At 35.3% G+C, this 21859-nt stretch carries 13 protein-coding genes; 8 read left to right on the top strand and 5 right to left on the bottom strand.

All coding sequences use genetic code 11. The annotated features are described in order from the left end of the window. Positions 1-39: 39 nt before the first annotated feature. The 5 genes from GSY47_RS09620 to GSY47_RS09640 form a co-directional block, all read right to left on the bottom strand. Positions 40-2652, bottom strand: coding sequence for a T9SS type A sorting domain-containing protein (locus tag GSY47_RS09620; RefSeq protein ID WP_179006024.1), 2613 nt, complete (start codon positions 2650-2652; stop codon positions 40-42). Positions 2653-2882: 230 nt separating this feature from the next. Further along, entirely contained in the window at positions 2883-4271 is a 1389-nt protein-coding gene (locus GSY47_RS09625) for an aminopeptidase P family protein (RefSeq protein WP_179006026.1), read from the bottom strand. Positions 4272-4301: 30 nt separating this feature from the next. Further along, positions 4302-6452, bottom strand: a complete 2151-nt coding sequence (locus GSY47_RS09630) for a S9 family peptidase (protein ID WP_179006028.1) — start codon at positions 6450-6452, stop codon at positions 4302-4304. A gap of 25 nt (positions 6453-6477) precedes the next feature. Then, on the bottom strand, positions 6478-8148 hold the full coding sequence (locus GSY47_RS09635) for a M1 family metallopeptidase (RefSeq protein WP_179006030.1): 1671 nt from the start codon (positions 8146-8148) through the stop codon (positions 6478-6480). A gap of 163 nt (positions 8149-8311) precedes the next feature. Next, positions 8312-9166, bottom strand: a complete 855-nt coding sequence (locus tag GSY47_RS09640) for an AraC family transcriptional regulator (protein WP_109193714.1) — start codon at positions 9164-9166, stop codon at positions 8312-8314. Between the two features lie 182 nt (positions 9167-9348). Between GSY47_RS09640 and GSY47_RS09645 the strand changes: the two genes are divergently transcribed. From GSY47_RS09645 to GSY47_RS09680, 8 genes are all read left to right on the top strand, one after another. Next, on the top strand, positions 9349-10263 hold the full coding sequence (locus GSY47_RS09645; RefSeq protein ID WP_179006032.1) for a dihydrodipicolinate synthase family protein: 915 nt from the start codon (positions 9349-9351) through the stop codon (positions 10261-10263). Between the two features lie 66 nt (positions 10264-10329). Beyond that, positions 10330-11913, top strand: a complete 1584-nt coding sequence (locus GSY47_RS09650; protein ID WP_179006034.1) for an aldehyde dehydrogenase (NADP(+)) — start codon at positions 10330-10332, stop codon at positions 11911-11913. Between the two features lie 2 nt (positions 11914-11915). After that, on the top strand, positions 11916-12926 hold the full coding sequence (locus tag GSY47_RS09655) for a 4-hydroxyproline epimerase (RefSeq protein WP_179006036.1): 1011 nt from the start codon (positions 11916-11918) through the stop codon (positions 12924-12926). A 167-nt stretch (positions 12927-13093) separates the two neighbouring features. Further along, entirely contained in the window at positions 13094-15391 is a 2298-nt protein-coding gene (locus GSY47_RS09660; protein WP_179006038.1) for a S9 family peptidase, read from the top strand. A 38-nt stretch (positions 15392-15429) separates the two neighbouring features. Further along, on the top strand, positions 15430-17214 hold the full coding sequence (locus GSY47_RS09665) for a DUF885 family protein (RefSeq protein WP_219071246.1): 1785 nt from the start codon (positions 15430-15432) through the stop codon (positions 17212-17214). Between the two features lie 19 nt (positions 17215-17233). Further along, the gene (locus tag GSY47_RS09670) at positions 17234-18484 is read left to right on the top strand and encodes an NAD(P)/FAD-dependent oxidoreductase (RefSeq protein WP_179006042.1); all 1251 of its coding nucleotides are present in this window, start codon (positions 17234-17236) and stop codon (positions 18482-18484) included. A 58-nt stretch (positions 18485-18542) separates the two neighbouring features. Then, positions 18543-19955, top strand: coding sequence for an APC family permease (locus GSY47_RS09675; protein WP_179006044.1), 1413 nt, complete (start codon positions 18543-18545; stop codon positions 19953-19955). 187 nt (positions 19956-20142) lie between these two features. Then, positions 20143-21723 carry a M61 family metallopeptidase gene (locus GSY47_RS09680; RefSeq protein WP_179006046.1) on the top strand — a complete coding sequence of 527 codons (1581 nt, stop codon included), beginning with the start codon at positions 20143-20145 and terminating at the stop codon, positions 21721-21723. Positions 21724-21859 lie beyond the last annotated feature (136 nt).

Below are 21859 nucleotides of genomic sequence, written 5' to 3' on the forward strand. Positions count from 1 at the left end.
AAACGAAAGATGTAGTCTGTAATGAGTAATGAAATGGTATTATTTTATAATAATCTTTTTAGTCTGTTTGAAATTCTGTGATTGAATCGTTACAAAATAAATTCCTTTTGATAGGTTACCTGTATAATATTGTTCTTCCAGATTGTAGTTTTTATTTTCAAAAACTAATTGTCCAGTGCTGTTGGTTATTTTTAAATTATAAGTTCCAGTATTTTCATTTGAAACTTTAATGTTAACCATAGAGGCATTATCGGTAGGATTTGGATAAATCAAAAAGTGAGAAGATGAATTGGAGAAATTGGCTACAGAAAGGTTATCACTTATCGTAGCTTTCCAGTCCCACCAATTTTTATCTACGCTGGCAGTTCTAACGGCTCCATCTTCCAGTTTAATTTTATAGTTAAACTTCTTTTTGCGAGTGTCGTTATTTTCAAAAACATAGTCAGAATTACAAATTACGGCGAATATCACACCATTGGCAGGAACGCCCTGAGAAAAAGAAATAGTACAGTCGCCTGCATAAACAGGTTGTGTGTAAACCGTTTTTCCTTCTTTGGTACGATAACACAATTGAATCGACATATTTTCTCCTAAAGGCTCAAAAAACACGGTAGCTTGATTTCCTTGTACATGAATTGGAATAAAATTAGCTCCAGACCAGCCAGGAAGTGTCTTTTCTTGCGGAATTAAATAACCGTTTTCATCTTCAGTAGTTATAGCATAAGGTGTTGCTTTCCATTTTTCTACATTGATAAGAGCGGGTTGTTCTGGGCCTAATTCACGTCCCATATTATTGCGGTACAAATTTAAAATAGGCTGTTCAAATTTTCCGAAATCAGACAATGCTAATCTGGCTCTGTATTCTTGAACCATCTTTCTTGTTTTATCTTCGCCTAAACCATTTACAGTGCCATTACCATTTGCAATACCTTCTAATACACGTCCTTCGCAATAATTCCATACCCAAGGCAAACTTTTTTCGCCTACAATTTCTCCTAAAAAGGTTGGAAATACAGAGCTGTACTGAACTCCTCCAATAATATCTCGGGTTAATCTCAACGTAACTCCTTCAGAATTTTGAACTCCAGAATCTACACCTTCAGCAGATGGCCCTCCAAATGTGCCATCCTGAAGCCATCCGCTATAACATTCAATCGGAATAAAAGGTGCAATGACAGAACCCGCACTTAGCCATCCTAGATCTACATTACTATAGTCTGTACTTCCTGTTTTTTTGATATCTAACACAGTCTGCAACCAAACATTTGAACCTTCATGAAACCAAGCCGATTTTCTACAACCCGGCAATGAAGCATAAATGGCATGAATACCTTCATGAACACAAGCTCCTGTTTGATACTGAGCGTCTGGAAAAGTGGTATTTGGGTCAAAACTCGCAACCGGATAATAGGACAGAAGAACCATTGGCCAGCTTTCTCCATCGGGAGTGCCAACGCCGCTCTGCCATCCGCCTAAATCGGTATTTGAAGCGGTATCGGTACACAAACCAGAACCAAATAAATATACTGAACTGCGATAACCTGCTCTGTATAATTTATCTGGCGGCCAGCCCATATTATCTCTTAAAAAAGTAAAATCACTGTCTAAACGTTTTAACATTAAATCGACAGCGGCATCTGTTACTAAAGAGTTAGCATTTGGCCCTTGTACAAAAGTCCATGAACCCACATTAGTCGATTTAACGCCATTACAACCGCTGTAATTGGGATAATCTTCTTCTAAGTTTTTTGTTGGTTTTGGAAAATCAGGATAGTCGCTTTTAAAATCATAATGAAGTGTTGTGCCATAACCTGCCCATGTTGTGAAATCACTGTTGTTTTCTTTTACAGTTAAATAAAATGATAAAGCACTTTCTGTCCCGCAGTCATTAATGTATAAAAAACGATACGTTCCGGAATTCTCCACTTGTAAATTCGAAAGTGTAATGTTCTGGCTGGTCGATGTGAAATTATTTGGCCCAGTCCATTTCATTTTTCCTCCAGTTGGATTATTGGCAATAGAAGCTAAAAACTGCACATTATCTGTTGGAGAAACAACGGCATAATTAAGGCTTTTTTCGGTTCCATTATTCACTTTAAGAGAAGCGGTTACTACGGTAGGATCACATTGAGTGGTTTCTACACCAAAAGCCTGAAATTCAACCACGCCGGTTGCGGTATTACTTTTAAAATAAACCCTCAGTTTTTTGGTCTTAAAATTTAAATTTCCAAGCGTATTAAATTGATTTAAAGCCAATCCTACAGAACCACCATTAATCCATTCAAGTCCATCCCAGTAGCTAATGTAAGCATCCGTAGGTTGAGAGATACCTCCAAAATCGGTAAACCAGTAAAGCGCCACAGAATTGATTTGATGAGCAAAATCCCAGTCATATTGTACCCAGTTATAGGTGTTGTAATTCGCATCGCCATCCCAGTTTCCATAAACAGGATTTGTTCTGTCATCAGAACTAATAGGCGTAAAACCATCGTTTACAGCCGCTAGACTTTCCCAAGGCGATACATGAGAAGTACTAACTTTTGTAGAACTCAGCCTGGCTAAATTCGTTTGAGCATTTAAATTTTCTGCCGCTAACACAAAAAGAGTAAGAAGAAGAAAAGATAAAAATCGGGGTAGTTTTTTTTCTTTCATAAGGTTTGTTTTGGTTGTTAATTGTCTTAAAATAAGTTTGAATGGTTAAAATGTAATCTTATTCCTTACCTACTAAATTAAACCAGTCCTTGTGAAATTATATGTACTTAATTATCTGATAATTAGTAAAAGTTAATCAGTATTTACTTTCGATAAAAAAAGCCGTCTCAGATTGTGAGACGGCTTCATTGATTTTTAGGTAATCAGCCAGGAAAAACTATTTTATAAATTTAATAGTTTCGAAGTGCTTCAATATCCTCAGCTGTTTTGGCAAGAGGCTTTCCTAACAATTTATAAGACTCTTTGGTAATTAGAAAATCTTCTTCTATACGGATACCTCCAAAATTTCTGTACGCCTGAACTTTATCATAATTAATAAATTCACTGTATTTTTTTTCGACCTGCCATTGATCGATTAATTCTGGAATAAAATAGATTCCGGGCTCAACAGTTAAAACAAAACCTTCTTCAAGTTCTTTGGCCAGACGCAGTGATTTTAATCCAAATTCGGTGCTCTTCTTTAGAGTTTCTGTGTAGCCAACATATTCTTCGCCTATATTTTCCATGTCATGAACGTCCATTCCCATCATGTGACCTAAACCACATTGAAAAAATAGGGTATGCGCACCTGCAGCTACGGCTTCATCCAAATCGCCTTTTACTAAACCAAGAGATTTCAATCCTGTTAAAATCTCCTTACACGCCGTAAGATGTGAATCTTTGAAGAAAGTTCCGGGTTTAAGAGTGGCTACAGCGGCTTCTTCAGCTTTTAAAACAATATTATAAATTTCTTTCTGCTGTGTTGTAAAGGTTTTCGAAACGGGAAAAGTTCTGGTCATATCTCCGGCATAACGCATATTGTTTTCGGCTCCACAGTCACATAAAACCAATTGTCCTTCTTTTAAGACATTACTGCCGGCATGATTGTGCAGGTATTGTCCGTTGACTGTTAGTATTGTCGGAAAAGCAAGATGACCGCCAAGACTGATTGCCGTACCTTCGACTTGTCCTGCAATTTCATATTCGGTCATTCCAGGTCTTGCACTTTGTATTGCTTTTAAGTGCATTGCTGCCGTTATATTTACCGCTTTTTCAATCTCAATCAGTTCTTCATTCGTTTTATAAGAACGTTGTGCAATTATTGCTTTACATAATGGAATGGATGATTTTTTAGCTATTTCATTAGGATGAATATCGAGCCATGAACTTAATTTTAAAGTAATAGCAGCACGGTAAGGAGGTAGAAAATGAATCGCACGTTTCTGTTGTACAGCATTTTTAAGAACAGCTTCTACAAACGATAAAGGCTGTACAGTTGTGATTCCTGTTTTTTCTGCATCACTATTTAATGAATCTTGTGGGCCAACCCAAACAGTTTGTTCGATTGTCAGGTTATCACCGAATAGAATTTCCAGATCAGCATCAATATCTATTATTAAAAATAAAGAAGGACGATCTATTCCAGCATAATATAAAAAACTACTGTCTTGTCTAAAATGATAAATATTATCCCGGTAGTTCATTCCGACTTCTTCATTTCCGGGAAGAATAATAAGGCCAGAACCCATTGCTTTTTTTAAGACTTGCCTTCTGTTTATATAAGTTTCTCTGCTAAACATATTTTTTTCAAAATGGTATTAAAAATGATATTATCTGCCTCCGCCTGGGCAGTGTTCTTTTAAGTATTGTGTGAATAATTTCGATAAATGTTCCGTAGTTCCTTCGCCTTCATTGATGCTGTGCGTACGATTTGGATAACTCATCATTTGGAATTGCTTGCCGTTTTTTACTAATTCGTTTACCAGCATTTCTGCTCCCTGATAATGCACATTATCATCGCCAGTGCCGTGAATAAGTAATAGATTTCCTTGAAGTTTATTGGCATAAGTAATAGGAGAGCCTTTTATAAAAGGTTCTTTATTTTCCTGAGGCAATCCCATATAACGTTCCTGATAAATATTATCATACAACAATTGGTTGGGTACAGCTGCAATAGCGATTCCTGTTTTATAAATTTCAGGATATTGAAATAAAAGATTCAGTGTTGTGGAACCGCCGCCACTCCATCCCCAGACTGCGATTCGGTCTTTGTCTACAAAAGACCATTTAAGGATTTCTTTAGCCGCCATTGCCTGATCTCGGGTGTTCAGAATCCCTATGTTTTGGTAGATCGATTTGCGCCATTCAGCACCTTTTGGAACTGGAGTTCCTCTTCCATCTAAGCTAATTTGAATATACCCGTCGACAGCAATATCTCCATCGTATAAAAAAGTACTGGCATAACCCGCGGCATCTTTTACAGTTGCGCCTGCAGGTTCTGTATAAACATAAAATAAAACAGGATATTTTTTAGCAGGATCAAACGGAGTTGGTTTGATCATCCAGCCGTCAAGGGTAACATTGTCAGCAGTTGTAATCTGAATCATTTCAACATTACCGCTTGCAGTCATATTACGATCAGTTTCTTTGATGGTCTTTTGAGTAGATAGATTAACCCATTCCGATATTTTTTGGTTTTTATGATTCGAAAAACGATGTTCAGCATATTTTGCATCGGGAGATAAACGATAATTATGCGTTCCGATTTCGTTAGCAGGAGATACTTTTATTAGTTTGCCTTTTCCGTTTAATGCTGTTTTATATAAATATTGCTGTGTTGCATTGTCTGGAGAAGCTAAAAAGTAAACAAAACCATTTTTTTCGTCTACGGCTTTAATGTCTATAACATCATATTTTCCATTGGTAATCAATGTTTCTGTCTTACCATTTTTACTGATTTTGTATAAATGCTTCCAGCCATCTTTCTCAGTTAACCAAAGAAACTCTTTTCCGTTGTTAATCCATTTCAAGCCTTCATTTTCGGTTGGTAATATGTCTATCCATGAAGTATTCTTTTCAGAATAAATTGGACTTGCTTCGCCATTTTTAGGATCGCATAAAAAGAGTTTGGCTTCATTTTGTTTGCGGTTTAATTGTTCAACCAATATCGAAGAACCATCAGGAATCCATTGCATTAATGGAATGTAATGTTGTTTTGAATCCCCTGGAACTTTTATCCATGTTGTTTGTTGTGAAGCGATATTGACAACTCCAATTTTACATGCCGAAGGATCTTGTCCAACTTTTGGATATTCAACCGGAACCGTATAAGAATATATCGAATCGGTGTTATTAATCATTAAGAAGTTTTTGATTTTGGTAGCATCAATCTGCCAAAATGCAATACTTTTTCCGTCAGGACTCCAGCGAAAACCGTCTCTGCAATTGAACTCTTCTTCGTAAGCCCAGTCAAAAGTTCCATTTATCAATCGATCTGTTCCATCAGTTGTTAAAGCTGTTTCTTTTCCGGAATTAAGGTCTTCAACATATAAATTATGCTTGCTTACATAAGCAATTGAATTGTTATCTGGAGCTAGTTTTGCAAACATCAAAGACGATTCTGGCCTGTTTTTTCCAATCTGTCGCAATTCATTTGTTTCGATATTAAAAAGCCAGTAATCGCCACGTGTTTCCAGCCTCCACACTTTTTTTGAATTGGTGTAAATCAAAACTAATTTTTCATTTTTACTGAATTCAAAATCTTTAACTTCTAAAGCTTTTGCGCTTCCTTTTGGTGTAAGCTGTTTGGCGTCAACAATTATGTTTCTGGTAAAGTTTGGTAATTCGTACTGTATTATTTCTCCTTTTTCTGCGGTATAATAACTACTGTTATTATTCGCCCATTTTGGTTTTTGAGCATTTGCAGTCAGGAAAAAAAGTGACAGGATAAAACAGAAAAAAAGAGAGATTGTTTTCTTCATCGTATTTTGATTAATGATTGATTTTTTATTTTATATTGGTTTCCAAAACAGGATTTATATAATACATTTTAGTAATAGAAGCTACGTCAAATAAAGACTTTTGATCTTTTGCTAAGGCAATACTCTGCCATTGATCTGATGGTACTATTTTGATTTTATCCGTATTGTTTTTTAAGGTCAGCGGTAAATTAAAACCGTTTACACAATTGCTGTAACGATAGAAAACTTTGGTCTTATCTTCATTAAAATAAAATTCAAAGTTTGGAATCTGCGTTGTGGTAAGATATTGCTCGTAAACTTTACTGTAATCAAAATTAAGCTTTTTCGATATATAATTTTCAATCTGTTTCGAATCTACCGTTTGATGATAAAACTCTTTTCCTAATCCGCGAATAATTTCTCTAAATAAGGCATCGTTATCAACTCCATGACGAATGGCATGAAGCATATTTCCTGCTTTTGGATACATATCGCCGCTTCCTTGTGCATTTACATTATAATCGGGAATAATGGGACGATCGTTTCGTATTCCTTTGCGAGTTCCGGCGTTGTATTCATCTCCGGCTTGTTTTCCAAAAATATAATCAACAAAAAGAGTTTCGCTGTAATTGGTAAATCCTTCGTGTACCCACATATCAGCCAGATCATTTGTGGTAATGTTGTTTCCAAACCATTCGTGTCCGCTTTCATGAATAATAATAAAATCCCATTTCATTCCCCAGCCCGTTCCTGAACCATCGTTTCCACGATAGCCAGGTTTATAATGATTTCCGTAGGAAACAGCACTTTGATGTTCCATTCCGGTATGTGAGGTTTCAATTAACTGATAACCATCTTCATAAAACGGATAAGGCCCCATCCAGTATTCAAATGCATTTAACATATTATGCACTTCTTTTGGCATGTATTTTTGAGCTTTTTCTAAATTATAATCCAAAACCCAATAATTCAAATCTAAATTGCCTTTTTCGCCTTTATAAGTTTCTTTAAAATTGGCATATTTTCCAATGTACGGAATGATGCAATAATTACTAATCGGATTGACAACAGCCCATTTATAAGAGGTTGTTCCGTCATTATTACTTCTCTTAAACTCTAATCTTCCGTTGGCAATTGCGGTTAAAGAATCAGGAACAGTCATCGTTAAACTTGCACCATTATTCGGTTCGTCACTTTGATGATCTTTGCACGGATACCATACAGAGGCACCAAGTCCTTGGCAGGCAACCGTCATCCACGGACGTCCTAAGGAATCTTTTGTCCAGATCCATCCTCCATCCCAAGGCGCTTTTATGGCTTCATGCACTTTTCCGCTGAAGAAAATAGCCACTTTGCTGGTAGATTTTATTTTAGATTTAGGCGTTTTAATATACCAGACACCGTTTTCCTTTGCAAAACTTAATTTCTTTCCGGATTGAATCACGCTATCAATAACCAAAGGATTCTGCAGATCAATCTGCATTTTAGTATTGCTCTTTTCTTTAAGTGTTTTATACGTTATAGTGTTGCTTCCTACTATTATTTTAGTGTCATAATCAGGTTTCACAGTAATATCATAACGTTGTACGTCCCACCACTGTCTTTCAGGAGTTAAACTGCCTCTTAAGGTGTCTGCCAGTGTATATGGTTTTGTTTTTTGGGCAAAAGAAATGAAATTAAAACACAAAAAAACAAGAGTTAAATAGTTCCTAATCATGGCATTTTAAGTTTGAAATGGTTGAAAATGTAGCTGAACTCAAAATCTTATTTCATTAAGAAAAAGAGTGTAGATTTTCAAAAGTATGCAGATTTAGTATATTGAAGCTAGACTTTTATTATCCTTATATAATAGAATATTACTTAAAAAGGAGTAAAATAGGCTAAGACTTAATAAGGGAACTTTTAAACTCAAAAGGGGTTTTCTTTTTGATTTCTTTAAATTTTCTGTTGAAATTAGAAATATTATTGAAACCACTAAGTTCCGAAATTTCGATAATCGATAATTCCTTGTTTTTGATAAGCAGTTTTGCAGCATGTTCAATTCGGATTTCAATCAAAAATTGGAAAAAAGTCTTTTTAGTTCGGGTTTTGAAATATTTGCAGAAAGCATTTTTGGTCATGTTGGCAATTTGGGCAATTTCGTCTAAAGTGATGTTTTTTTGATAATGCGTCATGACAAAATCGAAAACCATCTGCATTCGTTTCCCTTCAGCATCTGTAAAAGGTTTATTGAAAACATAATTAGAAAGATGTTTTTTATCTGATTGGCTAAAAGCTTTTAACATAGACATTAAAAGAATAAAACGATCGTATTTATCGGCTTCTTTAAACTTTTTGAACTTCCTTATAATAGATGGTTTGGCATCTCTAATTTGTATTCCGTTTTTAATAGCTGTAAAAAAAGGTTCTACTGCGTTTAATTCCGGTAAATTAAAAAAATCTTTTCCGAATCCATTTTCGGTAAAAAAGACCGTAAGCATGACCGACATTCCTCTGCTTTCAGAAATGTCGCTTTTAAAAACGTGCGGTAAATTGCTTCCTAATATAATGATGTCGCCTTTTTGATATTCAGTAATCATATCTCCGACTAAAATTTTGCCTTCTCCTTTCTTTATATAACTAATTTGAATTTCTTCGTGCTGATGGTATTTATCATAAAAAATAGTTTCGCAGTCTTCTTGATAGATAAATGCCTCTTCGCTTGACTTTGGGATTTTAAAAGGAAAAACTTTCATTACTTGGTTATTTTTTATATTTTACGGAAAGATATGAAAATTAGTAAAAGATGAATTAAAATTAATCTAGTTTTTGTTAAAATCTTACAAATGAGATAATATTGTATAGGTTTTTGATAATATTCCTAGATAAAATTTTTACCCCCCTTGATACCTTTGAAATAAATAAAAATAGATAAATTATGAATATTCAATGGAAAGGGGTAATGCCAGCTGTTACCACAAATTTTACAGCTGAAGACACTTTAGATTTTAAAATGTTTGAGAAAAACCTTAATTATCAATTAGATGCTGGAATAGAAGGCGTTATTCTGGGAGGAACTTTAGGAGAAGCAAGTACACTTTTAGAAGAAGAAAAACAAGACCTTATTCTTGAAACAGTTCGTATAGTTGATGGAAAGGTTCCTGTGATAATGAATATTGCAGAACAAACTACGCGCGGTGCTATTGAAGCAGCAAACAAAGCTGAAGCTAATGGAGCAAGAGGTTTAATGATGTTGCCTCCAATGCGTTACAAAGCTACCGACCACGAAACTGTTGAATATTTTACAGAAGTTGCAAAAAGCACTTCTTTACCTATTATGATCTACAACAATCCGGTTGATTATAAGATCGAGGTAACTTTAGACATGTTTGAAGAACTTTTAAAACTGGATAACATTCAGGCTGTTAAAGAATCTACAAGAGACATTTCTAATGTAACCAGAATCATTAATCGTTTTGGAAGCAGATTAAAAGTCCTTACAGGAGTTGATACTTTAGGATTAGAAAGTTTACTAATGGGAGCTGACGGATGGGTTGGTGGTCTTGTAGATGCTTTTCCGGAAGAAACAGTTGCTATTTATAAATTAGCGAAAGCTGGTAAAGTTCAGGAAGCGTTGACGATTTACCGTTGGTTTTTGCCTTTATTAGAATTGGATATCAATGCACAATTGGTTCAAAATATTAAATTAGCGGAAGTGGGAACAGGATTAGGAACAGAATATGTACGTGCACCAAGATTACCGCTTATAGGAGCAGAAAGAGAACGAGTTTTGGCTATTATTAATGATTCATTAAAAAATAGACCAACGCTGCCAGACTATAAAAGCCTGTAATAGAAAAGAAGTTTTTTAAAAACTTTTTTCAATTTTAGAATTACTTAACCAAATACTATAGAATACATGATTACTGGAAAAAATTACATAGGGAGTCAGTTGTCAGCCAGCGGCGATAAAACCTTCAAAACTTTTAATCCGCAGGAAAATACAGAGAATCCTTGGCAGTTTACTGAAGCAAGTAATGAAGAAATAGAATCCGCCGTAACTCTTGCAAGCAAAGCATTTTTGACATTTCAGAAATCTACGGGTAAAGAGAAAGCCTTATTTCTAAGAACAATTGCAGATGAAATAGTAGCTTTAGGAGATAATCTCTTAGAGGTTTATTGTCAGGAATCGGGTTTGCCAAGAGGAAGAGCTGAAGGCGAAAGAGGAAGAACTATCGGACAATTAAATGCTTTCGCTGATTTAGTGGAAGAAGGTTCGTGGGTTGAAGCGGCAATTGACACTGCTATTCCAGACAGAGTTCCCTTGCCAAAGGTTGATCTTCGTAAAATGAAGCGTCCTTTAGGTACTGTAGTCGTTTTTGGATCCAGTAATTTTCCATTCGCGTATTCTACTGCCGGTGGCGATACCGCATCTGCATTGGCCGCTGGATGTCCGGTTATCGTAAAAAGTCATCCCATGCATGCGGGTACAGGAGAAATGGTAGCTTCGGCAGTAATTAAAGCAGCTCAAAAAACGAATATGCCAGAAGGTGTTTTTTCTAATCTGAACAGCAGCGGCATTGAAGTTGGGGTTACATTGGTAAAGCATCCTTTGGTTAAGGCAGTTGGATTTACAGGAAGTATAAAAGGCGGTCGTTCTTTATATGATTTAGCAGGACAGCGTGAAGAACCAATTCCGGTTTTTGCAGAAATGGGAAGTATAAATCCAGTTGTATTATTACCAGAAGCATTAAAACAAAATTCTGAAAAATGGGCAGTGGCATGTGCTGGTTCTGTAACATTAGGTGCAGGACAGTTTTGCACTAATCCCGGATTGATGCTCGGAATTAAAAGTGATGCTTTAAAAACGTTTACCGAACAGCTTGCCGTTGAGATTTTAAAGATTTCACCAAGTTGTATGTTAAATCCATCGATTTATAAAAATTATCAGTCCAATAATGAACTGTTAAGTTCGCAAGACGGAATTGAAGTCGTAGCAGAATATGCTAAGACAGATAATCCTAATTACGCTTCACAAAAAATACTGACGGTTTCCGGCAAAATCTTTTTAGAAAATCCAGTTTTGCATAGAGAGGTTTTCGGCCCTTTTTCGATATTAGTGCAATGTGAAGACGAAATTGAACTGGTTGGCATCATTGAAAAACTGGAAGGACAGCTGACGGGTAGTATTTTGGCAGAAGAAAATGAAATTGAAAACTATGAAGAAGTAGTGGATGCTTTGGGTAATCGTGTCGGAAGAATAATCTTTAACGGATTACCGACAGGAGTAGAGGTATGTCCGTCGATGGTGCATGGCGGACCTTATCCTTCCTCATCAGATTCCAGATTTACAGCAGTTGGAATTGGTTCCATTAAAAGATGGGTCAGACCTTTTAGTTATCAGAATTGGCCGAATAACAAACTTCCAGAGGCACTTCAAAATGAAAACCCGCTTGGAATTTCAAGATTAGTTAATAATGTTCAAACAAGAGATTCAATTTAAATATGGCTAGAAAAACTTTTTTTTGTGTAGATGCACATACTTGCGGTAATCCGGTTAGAGTAGTTGCTGGTGGTGGGCCAAATCTAATTGGTGCCAACATGAGCGAGAAAAGACAACATTTCTTAAGCCAATACGATTGGATTCGTAAAGGATTGATGTTTGAACCTCGCGGACATGATATGATGAGCGGCAGTATTTTATTTCCGCCAACGAATCCTGATAACGATTTTGGTATTTTATTTATCGAAACTTCAGGTTGTCTGCCAATGTGTGGACACGGTACAATAGGTACGATTACCATTGCAATTGAAGAAGGATTAATCAGTCCGAAAATTCCAGGAAAAATAAATATGGAAGCTCCTGCCGGCTTAGTAAAAATTGAATACAAGCAAGTTGGTAAAAAAGTGGAATGGGTTAAATTGACGAATGTTAAATCATATTTGGCAGCCGAAAATTTAACTGTAGAATGCCCAGAATTAGGCGAGTTGACTTTTGATGTTGCCTATGGCGGAAATTATTATGCCATTGTAGATCCGCAGCAAAACTTTTCTGGAATTCAGGATTTTACCGCAAGTAAAATTGTACAATACAGTCAGGTAGTGCGATCACGAATTAACGAAAAATATCCAAATCTATTTATTCATCCTGAAAATGAAACGATTAGAGATGTGAGTCATATGTTATGGACAGGAACACCTTTAGATCCGACTTCATCAGGTAGAAATGCTGTTTTTTACGGAGACAAAGCGATAGACCGTTCACCATGCGGTACAGGTACATCAGCAAGAATGGCGCAATTACATGCAAAAGGATTGCTTAAAAAAGGAGACGAATTTATACACGAAAGTTATATCGGAAGTAAGTTCGTTGGTAGAATAGAAGAAGAAACTGCAATTGGCGATATTAAAGCCATTGTTCCCAGCATACAAGGATGGGCAAAAGTGTATGGTTACAATACCATAATTATTGATGAGGAAGATGATCCTTACGCACACGGATTTCAGGTTTTGTAATTCAATATTCCTGAATTAACCGTTCTTTATTTTTAAGTTTTTACAGCTTATTTTCAGTATCGTGAATAGGACTTTAAAACCTGCTTTTTGGCAGTTTAAAGTTCTATTGGCAAACTTATTTTTGTTTCTATAATTAAATAGGGAAGTCTCCTTGTATTTGAATAACTATGAAAAAGAATTTACTCCTTTTTGCCTTCTTCGTATCATTTCTGAACTGTAATTTATATTCGCAGCATAAAGAAATGATACCCTATCAGCCGTCCAAAACCGAGATTTTAGAACGATATAAAAAAGCTTTGTTATTGGATAAAGCAGTTAAAAATACTGTTTTCAAGACCAGTATAAAAGCACAATGGCAAAGCGACGGAAAATCTTTTTGGTATTCCAATGTTTTAAAAGACAGCATCATTGAATACATTTTGGTTGATGCCGAAAAAGGAACTAAAAATATTTTATTTGACGAACCAAAATTAAGAAATGCCCTAAGTTCAGTTATATTAATTAAAACTCCTCAAAAAAGTCTGGTTATTGATAGTTTAAATTATGATGCCAAAACAAGTTCTATAGCTTTAAAATATGATAAAAACTACTATCAGGTAAAGCTCTCCGATTATAGCATTCAAAAAATAAATTCCCTGTCTAAAGACAAAACAAAATATCCTAGTTTAAATAGGCAATGGCAAAGATGGAATTCCTTTAAGACGGACAGTATTTCTCCCAATAAAAAATGGGTGGCTTTTATAAAAGATTGTAATGTATTTATAAAGCCAATCGCTGGAGGAAATGAAATTCAATTCACAAAAGACGGCACAAAAGAAAAACCGTATGGAGCTTTAGCGTGGTCACCAGACAGCAAATACATTGTTGGTTATCAAATTACTCCCTTTACCGATTTGCCCGTTCATTATGTTTTAACGTCTGTTGCCAATACTACTCGAGGCGAATTACACTCCCAGCCTTATAAACAACCGGGAGATCCTTTCACAACTTATGAAATGTATTTGTTTCATATCGAAAATCAAAAAACAACAAAAGTAAACACTCCAATAATTGACTTTTTTGATGCGCCGGAATTGCATTGGAGAAAAGATAATGCTAATTATTTTACGTTCGAAAAAGTAGAACGAGGCCATCAAAGATTTAGAATTATAGAAGTAAATACTCAAACTGCCGAAACCCGTTCTGTAGTCGATGAAAAGACCAATACTTTTATTTACGAATCCAGATTGTTTACACATTATGGTAAAGAAAGCAATGAAATTGTAATGTCTTCTGAAAAAGACGGTTGGAGACATTTGTATTTAATTGATGCGATAACAGGTAAAGAAAAAAAGCAAATTACTAAAGGAGAATGGGTTGTTCGAAGTGTAGACAGCATTGACGAAAAGAAAAGAGAAATCTGGTTTTCGGCAAGCGGCATCAATTCAAACGAAGATCCTTACTATATTCATCATTACCGAATAGGTTTTGATGGAAAGAAACTTATTAATCTTACTCCTTCAAAAGGAAATCATCTGGTTTCTTTTTCGAAAAATAAACAATATTATATCGATTCTTACTCAGAACCGAACGTGGCTACGATTATTGAACTTCATCGTACTTCTGATGGAAAAAAAATAATGGATCTTGAAAAATCAGATGCCACAGCTTATCTCGCTACAGGAATGTCTTTGCCAGAACCTTTTCATGCAAAAGGGAGAGACGGTGTGACGGATATTTGGGGAATAATATGCCGTCCTGCAGATTTTGATCCTAATAAAAAATATCCTGTAATTGAAAGTATTTATGCAGGCCCGCAGGATGCTTTTGTGCCTAAAAATTTTATGGATCGCTACACAACCGAGATGCAGAGTCTGGCGCAGTTAGGATTTATAGTCGTACAAATTGACGGAATGGGAACTGCCAATAGATCAAAAGCTTTTCATGATGTCTGCTGGAAGAATTTAAAAGATGCCGGTTTTGAAGATCGAATTTTATGGATTAAAGCTTTGGCTAAAAAATATCCTTATGTAGACGATTCAAGAGTGGGATTATATGGTACTTCTGCCGGAGGGCAAAATGCTTTAGGCGGTTTATTATTTCATCCGGAATTCTACAAAGCAGGAGTTGCCGCCTGCGGTTGCCACGACAATCGAGTGGATAAACAATGGTGGAATGAGCAATGGATGGGATATCCGATTGGAGAGCATTATAAAGAACAATCTAATGTGACCAATGCCAGTAAACTTACAGGAAATTTATTGTTAGTCATTGGAGAAGCCGATGAAAATGTACCGCCAGAATCTACTTATCGTGTTGCCGATGCCTTAATAAAAGCAGGAAAAACTTTTGAGTTTCTGCCTCTGCCAGGTGTTGGGCATAGTGATGGTGGGCCTTACGGAAGACAGAGAAAACGTGATTTTTTTGTAAAACATTTATTAGGAGTTGATCCTCCAAGCCGAAATAATGATGAATTGAATCAATAATAAACGGAAATTATTTTAATTAAACCAAAAAACCACAAATGCTTAAAATAATAAAAAATAAAACCAGTTTTTTACCGAGATTATTGATTTTGATTGTTGTAAGTCCAGTATCTCTTTTTGGGCAGGATTTTGATTTGTATTTGCAAACCAGCGAAGTCAATAATACAATGGTGCATTATGAAGCCGATAAAGGAAGTATTATGCGGTTTTATGCCACCAACAGTAATGCCGATACTTTTGGTGTTCAGTATAATGAAAACAATTACAATACTCCAGAACGAAGAAACCGTCGTTTAAAATTAATTTCTGATTATAAAAAAACACTTGAAGGATTAAATTTCGATACCATGAACATAAATGGCAAAGTGGATTATATTTTATTTAATAGAAATTTAAACAGTGAAGAATACGAACTACTACAGCAACAAAAAGTATACGATAAGATAAGAGCCTATTTCCCTTTTGATGAAAAAATTTATGCTCTGGAAAAACCACGTAGAAGAGGAATCAAAGTAAATGGAGAACTAGTTGCAAAAGAACTGGAAGATTTACGCAAAGCGATCAAAGAACAAATTAAAAAAGTTGAAAAAATTGAAGGTTTAGATAAAACTTCTTCAGAATTTGCTGTTTTGCATGCAAAAGGATTACATGAAATTTTGAAGAATTATTTTGACTTTTATAATAGTTACGATCCCTTATTTTCCTGGTGGGTTCCCAAAACTTACAGCGAAGTTGATGTTGCTTTAGGAGAATATGCTTTGCTTTTAAAGTCAAAAAGAAAAGATGCCAGTACTCAAAAAGAAGATGGAAGCGGTATTGTTGGAAATCCAATTGGCAGAGAAGAATTAATTCGCCAGCTGCAAACGGAGTTTATACCGTATTCTCCTGAAGAATTGGTGGCTATTGCCAATAAAGAATTTGCCTTGTGTGATGCCGAATTATTAAAAGCCTCTCGCGAAATGGGCTTTGGAGACAATTGGAAAGCCGCTCAGGAGAAAGTTAAAAATTCTTTTGTGGCACCTGGAGATCAACCGCAGGCAATGCTGAATTTATACAATCAGTCGGTAGATTTTTTAAAACAAAATAATCTTTTGACGATACCTCCAATTGCTGAAGAAAGCTGGCGTATGTACATGATGTCGCCCGAAGCACAAAAAATAAATCCCTTTTTTCTAGGCGGAGAATCTCTTATTATTTCGTATCCAACAAGCACTATGACGTATAGTGAAAAGATGATGAGCATGCGTGGCAATAATCCAAATTTTTCCAGAGCGACTATTCATCACGAATTAATTGCGGGACATCATTTACAGCAATTTATGAAAGATCGATACAAAGCGTATCGTCATTTTGATACTCCGTTTTGGGTTGAAGGAAATTCATTGTACTGGGAAATACTGTTATGGGATTTGAAATTTCCTCAAACACCGCAAGATAAAATCGGCATGCTGTTTTGGAGAATGCATCGCTGTGCGCGAATTATTTTTTCGTTAAACTATCATTTAGGAAAATGGAGTCCGCAGCAATGTATTGATTTTTTAGTCGATCGAGTAGGACATGAACATGCCAATGCTGAAGGCGAAGTACGAAGATCATTTGTAGGCGGTTATAGTCCGTTATACCAAATCGCTTATATGCTGGGCGGGTTGCAGTTTACTGCCTTAAAAGAAGAATTGGTCACAAGCGGGAAAATGACATATCAGCAATATCATGATGCTATTTTGAGAGAAAATGCGATGCCAATCGAATTGTTGAGAGCATTATTGACTAATCAATCCTTGCAAAGAGATTTTAAAACCAACTGGAAATTTTACAAATTTTAATTAAGATACAAGCACATTTATGAAACAGGTAGTAGTAATAGGCGGAGGAATTATAGGATTAAGTTCGGCATTTTATTTACAACAAAGTGGTTGTAAAGTTACCGTAATAGACAAAGATAATTTTGAAAACAATTGCTCTTATGGCAATTTAGGATATGTCTGTCCGAGTCACTTTATACCATTAGCAGCACCTGGAATTGTCTGGCAGGGATTCAAATGGATGTTTAATTCTAAAAGTCCCTTTTATGTAAAGCCTTCTTTTAATAAAGCATTGCTGGACTGGGGAATTAACTTTGTTAAAAGTGCTACCGAAACAAATGTTGCCAAATCGGCTATTCCGCTTCGAGACATATCCTTATTGAGTCAGAATGAGTTTTTAGAATGGAAAAAAATCCCAGGCTTTGAATTTGCTTATGAACACAAAGGAATGCTGGAAGTTTTTCAAACCGAAGCCGTTGCGAAACACGCAGAACATACTGTTTCTAAAGGAAGAGAATTAGGTTTAGATGTAAACTTACTGGATTATGAAGCGCTGCAGGCATTAGAACCTCAAACGAAAATTAATTCAATAGGAGCGGTTCAGTTTAATTGTGATGCACATGTTTATCCAAATAAATTGATGAAAGTTTTAAAGGAGCATTTAGTAGCAAATGGTGTTCAGTTTCAATCGGGAGAAACTGTGGTTTCATTTGAAAAAGAAAATAATGTTGTTAAAAAAGTAATAACCGATAAGCAATCTTATGAAGCAGATGATGTAGTGATTGCAACAGGAGCTTGGACGAGAGAAATCGCGGCCTTAGTAAATGCTAAAGTATCACTGATGCCGGGAAGAGGTTATTCCATCACATTAGAAAATTCGAATTATAAAGTAAATCATCCCATTATTCTAGCAGAGGGAAGAGTTGCCATAGCACCTATGGACGGCAATAAAATTAGATTTGGAGGTACAATGGAAGTAGTGCCTACAACTGAAAAACCACAATATCATCGTATCAACGGAATATTAAATGCAGTTAAAGATTTCTTGCCAGAATTTGATATTCAAAAACCATCAGAAGAAGATATTTGGTATGGTTACCGACCATGTTCTGCGGATGGACTTCCGTATATCGGAAGAATAAAAAAATACAATAATGTGGTGGTTGCAACTGGACATTCTATGATGGGATTAAGTCTTGGGCCAGGGACAGGAAAATTGGTTTCAGAAATAGTGAATAGGGAAGCTACAAGTATCGATATTGATGCTTTTGAAGTAGAAAGGTTTGGATAAGTGCAGCTTCTAAAACAGATTTTCATTCAAAAACAAAAAAACAAAACAACAAGGAAATATGGAATCAACAACAGAAAAAAATAATTTCAAAAGATCATTAGGATTATTAGATGCTACCATGATCGTTGCGGGTTCTATGATTGGATCAGGAATCTTCATTGTTAGTGCAGATATAGTTCGTAATGTAGGATCAGCAGGTGCTTTATTGTTGATCTGGTTATTCACGGGTTTTCTAACTATTGCTGCGGCGTTAAGTTATGGAGAATTGAGCAGTATGTTTCCGAAGGCTGGAGGACAATATGTATATTTAAAAGAAGCTTTCAATTCACTTACCGGTTTTTTGTACGGCTGGAGTTTTTTTGCAGTGATACAAACTGGTTCTATCGCTGCGGTTGGGGTTGCTTTTAGCAAATTTGCGGCTTATGTTTTTCCTTCCCTGAGCGAAAAAAATATTATAATAGATTTTAGTTTTTTACAAATATCGGCGGCACAATTGACTTCTATAATTTTAGTTGTTTTCCTTACTTATGTAAATACGAGAGGCGTAAAAGAAGGAAAAATGATCCAGACTATTTTTACGCTGGTAAAACTAATTGCACTGTTCGGACTTATCATTTTTGGTTTTACTCTTGCAGCAAAAGCTGATATTTGGAAAGCAAACTGGAGCACAGGTTTTTCTATTCAAAAATTAGAAGGAAATACGTTGGTTCCTTACTCAGGATTTGCAGTTATGGGAGCTTTAGCGGCAAGTCTTGTCGGAAGTTTGTTCAGCAGTGATTCCTGGAATAATGTCACTTTTATTGCCGGCGAAATAAAAAATCCTTCTAAAAATATCGGAAGAAGTCTTTTCTTGGGAACTTTGATTGTAACCATCATTTATATTGCCACCAATATGATGTATTTATCGGTTCTTTCTATAAATGAAATTGCCTATGCTGAAAACGATCGTGTAGGTGTGGTAGCATCGCAGCATATTTTTGGAAATTCAGGAACTTATATCATTGCCATATTATTGATGATTTCGACTTTCGGATGTAATAACGGATTAATACTTTCTGGAGCTCGTGTGTATCATACAATGGCTAAAGACGGATTGTTTTTTAAACAATTAGGGCAATTAAATAAAAACGGTGTACCGGAAAAAGCATTATGGATTCAATGTATTTGGGCATCGGCACTTTGTTTAAGCGGCAAATACAATGAACTTTTGGAATATGTAATATTCGTCGTTTTAATATTTTACATTTTAACCATTGCTGGAATTTTTAGACTTCGTAAAACGAAACCGGATTTAGAACGTCCGTACAAAGCAATTGGTTATCCGATTCTGCCTTTTATTTATATTATTGCGGCTCTGACTATTTGCATTATGCTTTTAATTTATAAATACAATTCTTCGATACCGGGATTGGCAATTGTGCTTTTAGGAATTCCGATTTATTATTATTTCGTGAGTAAAGACAAAGCTTAGAACTGGAAAATGTTTTTTTAGCCACGAATTCACGAATTGTTTCTGCAAAACGTTGTGTGCAAAAAAATAAAAATTACTCTAATAGAAGTACAGGGATATTTAAAAATAATTTAGAAAAATAGTAATTCTTTTTAATCCTCCGATCTGTGGCAAAAAAAACAAAAATGTATAAAATATAAATAATCATATGAACTATTTATCAGCACAAAACAGAAAAGGAAACTTATTTGTTTTTCTAATTTTATCTTTCGTTTTTCTAGGAATTGCTCCATCTGCAGTTTCACAAACGAAATCTCCAGTTTTGCAGTATGTGGTTTCAATGCCTAATACTGAAAATCATTATTTTCATGTGGAATTATATTGCAGTGGCTGGCAGGAGGAAACAATTGATTTTAAAATGCCGAATTGGATGCCAGGTTATTATCAGTTAATGAATTACAGTAAAATGGTAGAAAATTTTACAGCTAAGGTTGATAATAAAAATTTAGCTGTAAAAAAGCTGAACGAAAACAGCTGGCAGATTAAGACGTCAAAGAATAAACCGTTTACTTTAAGTTATGATGTAAAAGCCGATAAACAGTTTGTAGCCAATAGTTATCTGGATGCTTCACATGCTTATATAATTCCGAATAGTTTATTCGTCTATATTAATGAACATCTTAATACGCCAGTTTCTGTAAAAATTGAAGGAATAAAAAAAGGTTTTAAAATTGCAACAGGCTTAGAACCGATTGCTGGAAAAACAAATGAATTTATAGCTCCTGATTTTGATGTTTTATACGATTGTCCACTTTTAATTGGAGATTTGGAAGAATTGCCTTCTTTTAAAGTTAACGGAATCGAACACCGTTTTATAGGTTATAAAATTGGGGATTTTGATAAAGTAAAATTTATAGACAATTTGAAAAAGGTTGTCGAATCGGCTGTAGCCATTATTGGGGATATACCGTATAAACAATATACGTTTATTGGAATTGGGCCGAGGCAAGGAGGCATCGAACATCTTAATAATACAACGGTTAGTTTTGATGGTTCTGATTTGGATAAACCGGAGGCAATGAACAGAATGATGAGTTTTTTGGCTCATGAATATTTTCATCATTACAATGTTAAAAGAATCAGACCTTTTGAATTGGGGCCTTTTGATTATGATAAAGGAAGCAAAACAAATTTATTGTGGGTAAGCGAAGGCTTATCGGTTTATTATGAATATCTAATTGTAAAGAGAGCTGGACTTGTAAATGAGCAGACTTTGTTTCAAAATTTAGAAAGTGGGATTAATGCTTTTGAGAATTCTCCAGGAAGAGCATTCCAATCTTTAACGCAAGCAAGTTTTGAAACTTGGAGCGATGGGCCTTTTGGCAAACAGGGAGAAAATGTAGATAAGTCTATTTCTTATTATGAGAAAGGGCCAGCTGTTGGTCTTGTTTTAGATTTTGCTATTCGTAAAGCAACACAAAATCAAAAATCATTAGATGATGTGATGCGTTTTTTATATTGGGAATATTATAAAAAAATGCAGCGTGGTTTTACCGATGCTGAATTTCAAGAATCCTGCGAAAAGATGGCAGGATGTTCGTTAAAGAATGTTTTCGAATATGTTTATACTACAAAACCAATTGATTATAATAATTATTTAAAATATGCAGATTTAGAATTGAAAGAGGATTTAGATCCAGTTTCCAAAAACAGAAAATTTTCTTTTCAGATTTTGCAGTCAAGTACTGATGATCAAAGGAAAGTACTACGCAGCTGGTTAGAAAAGTAGAGTAGGTATTACAATACCCAAAAGCCCGTCACAAATTAGTCTAATTAATTGTGACGGGCTTTCGATTTTTGTCGATTTTTCGATTTTTTGAATGAATCTTATTAATTGATTATTTTGAGTGTTTAATACTGATGTT

It is taken from the genome of Flavobacterium quisquiliarum, assembly GCF_019308285.1.
Classification (GTDB): Bacteria; Bacteroidota; Bacteroidia; order Flavobacteriales; family Flavobacteriaceae; genus Flavobacterium; species Flavobacterium quisquiliarum.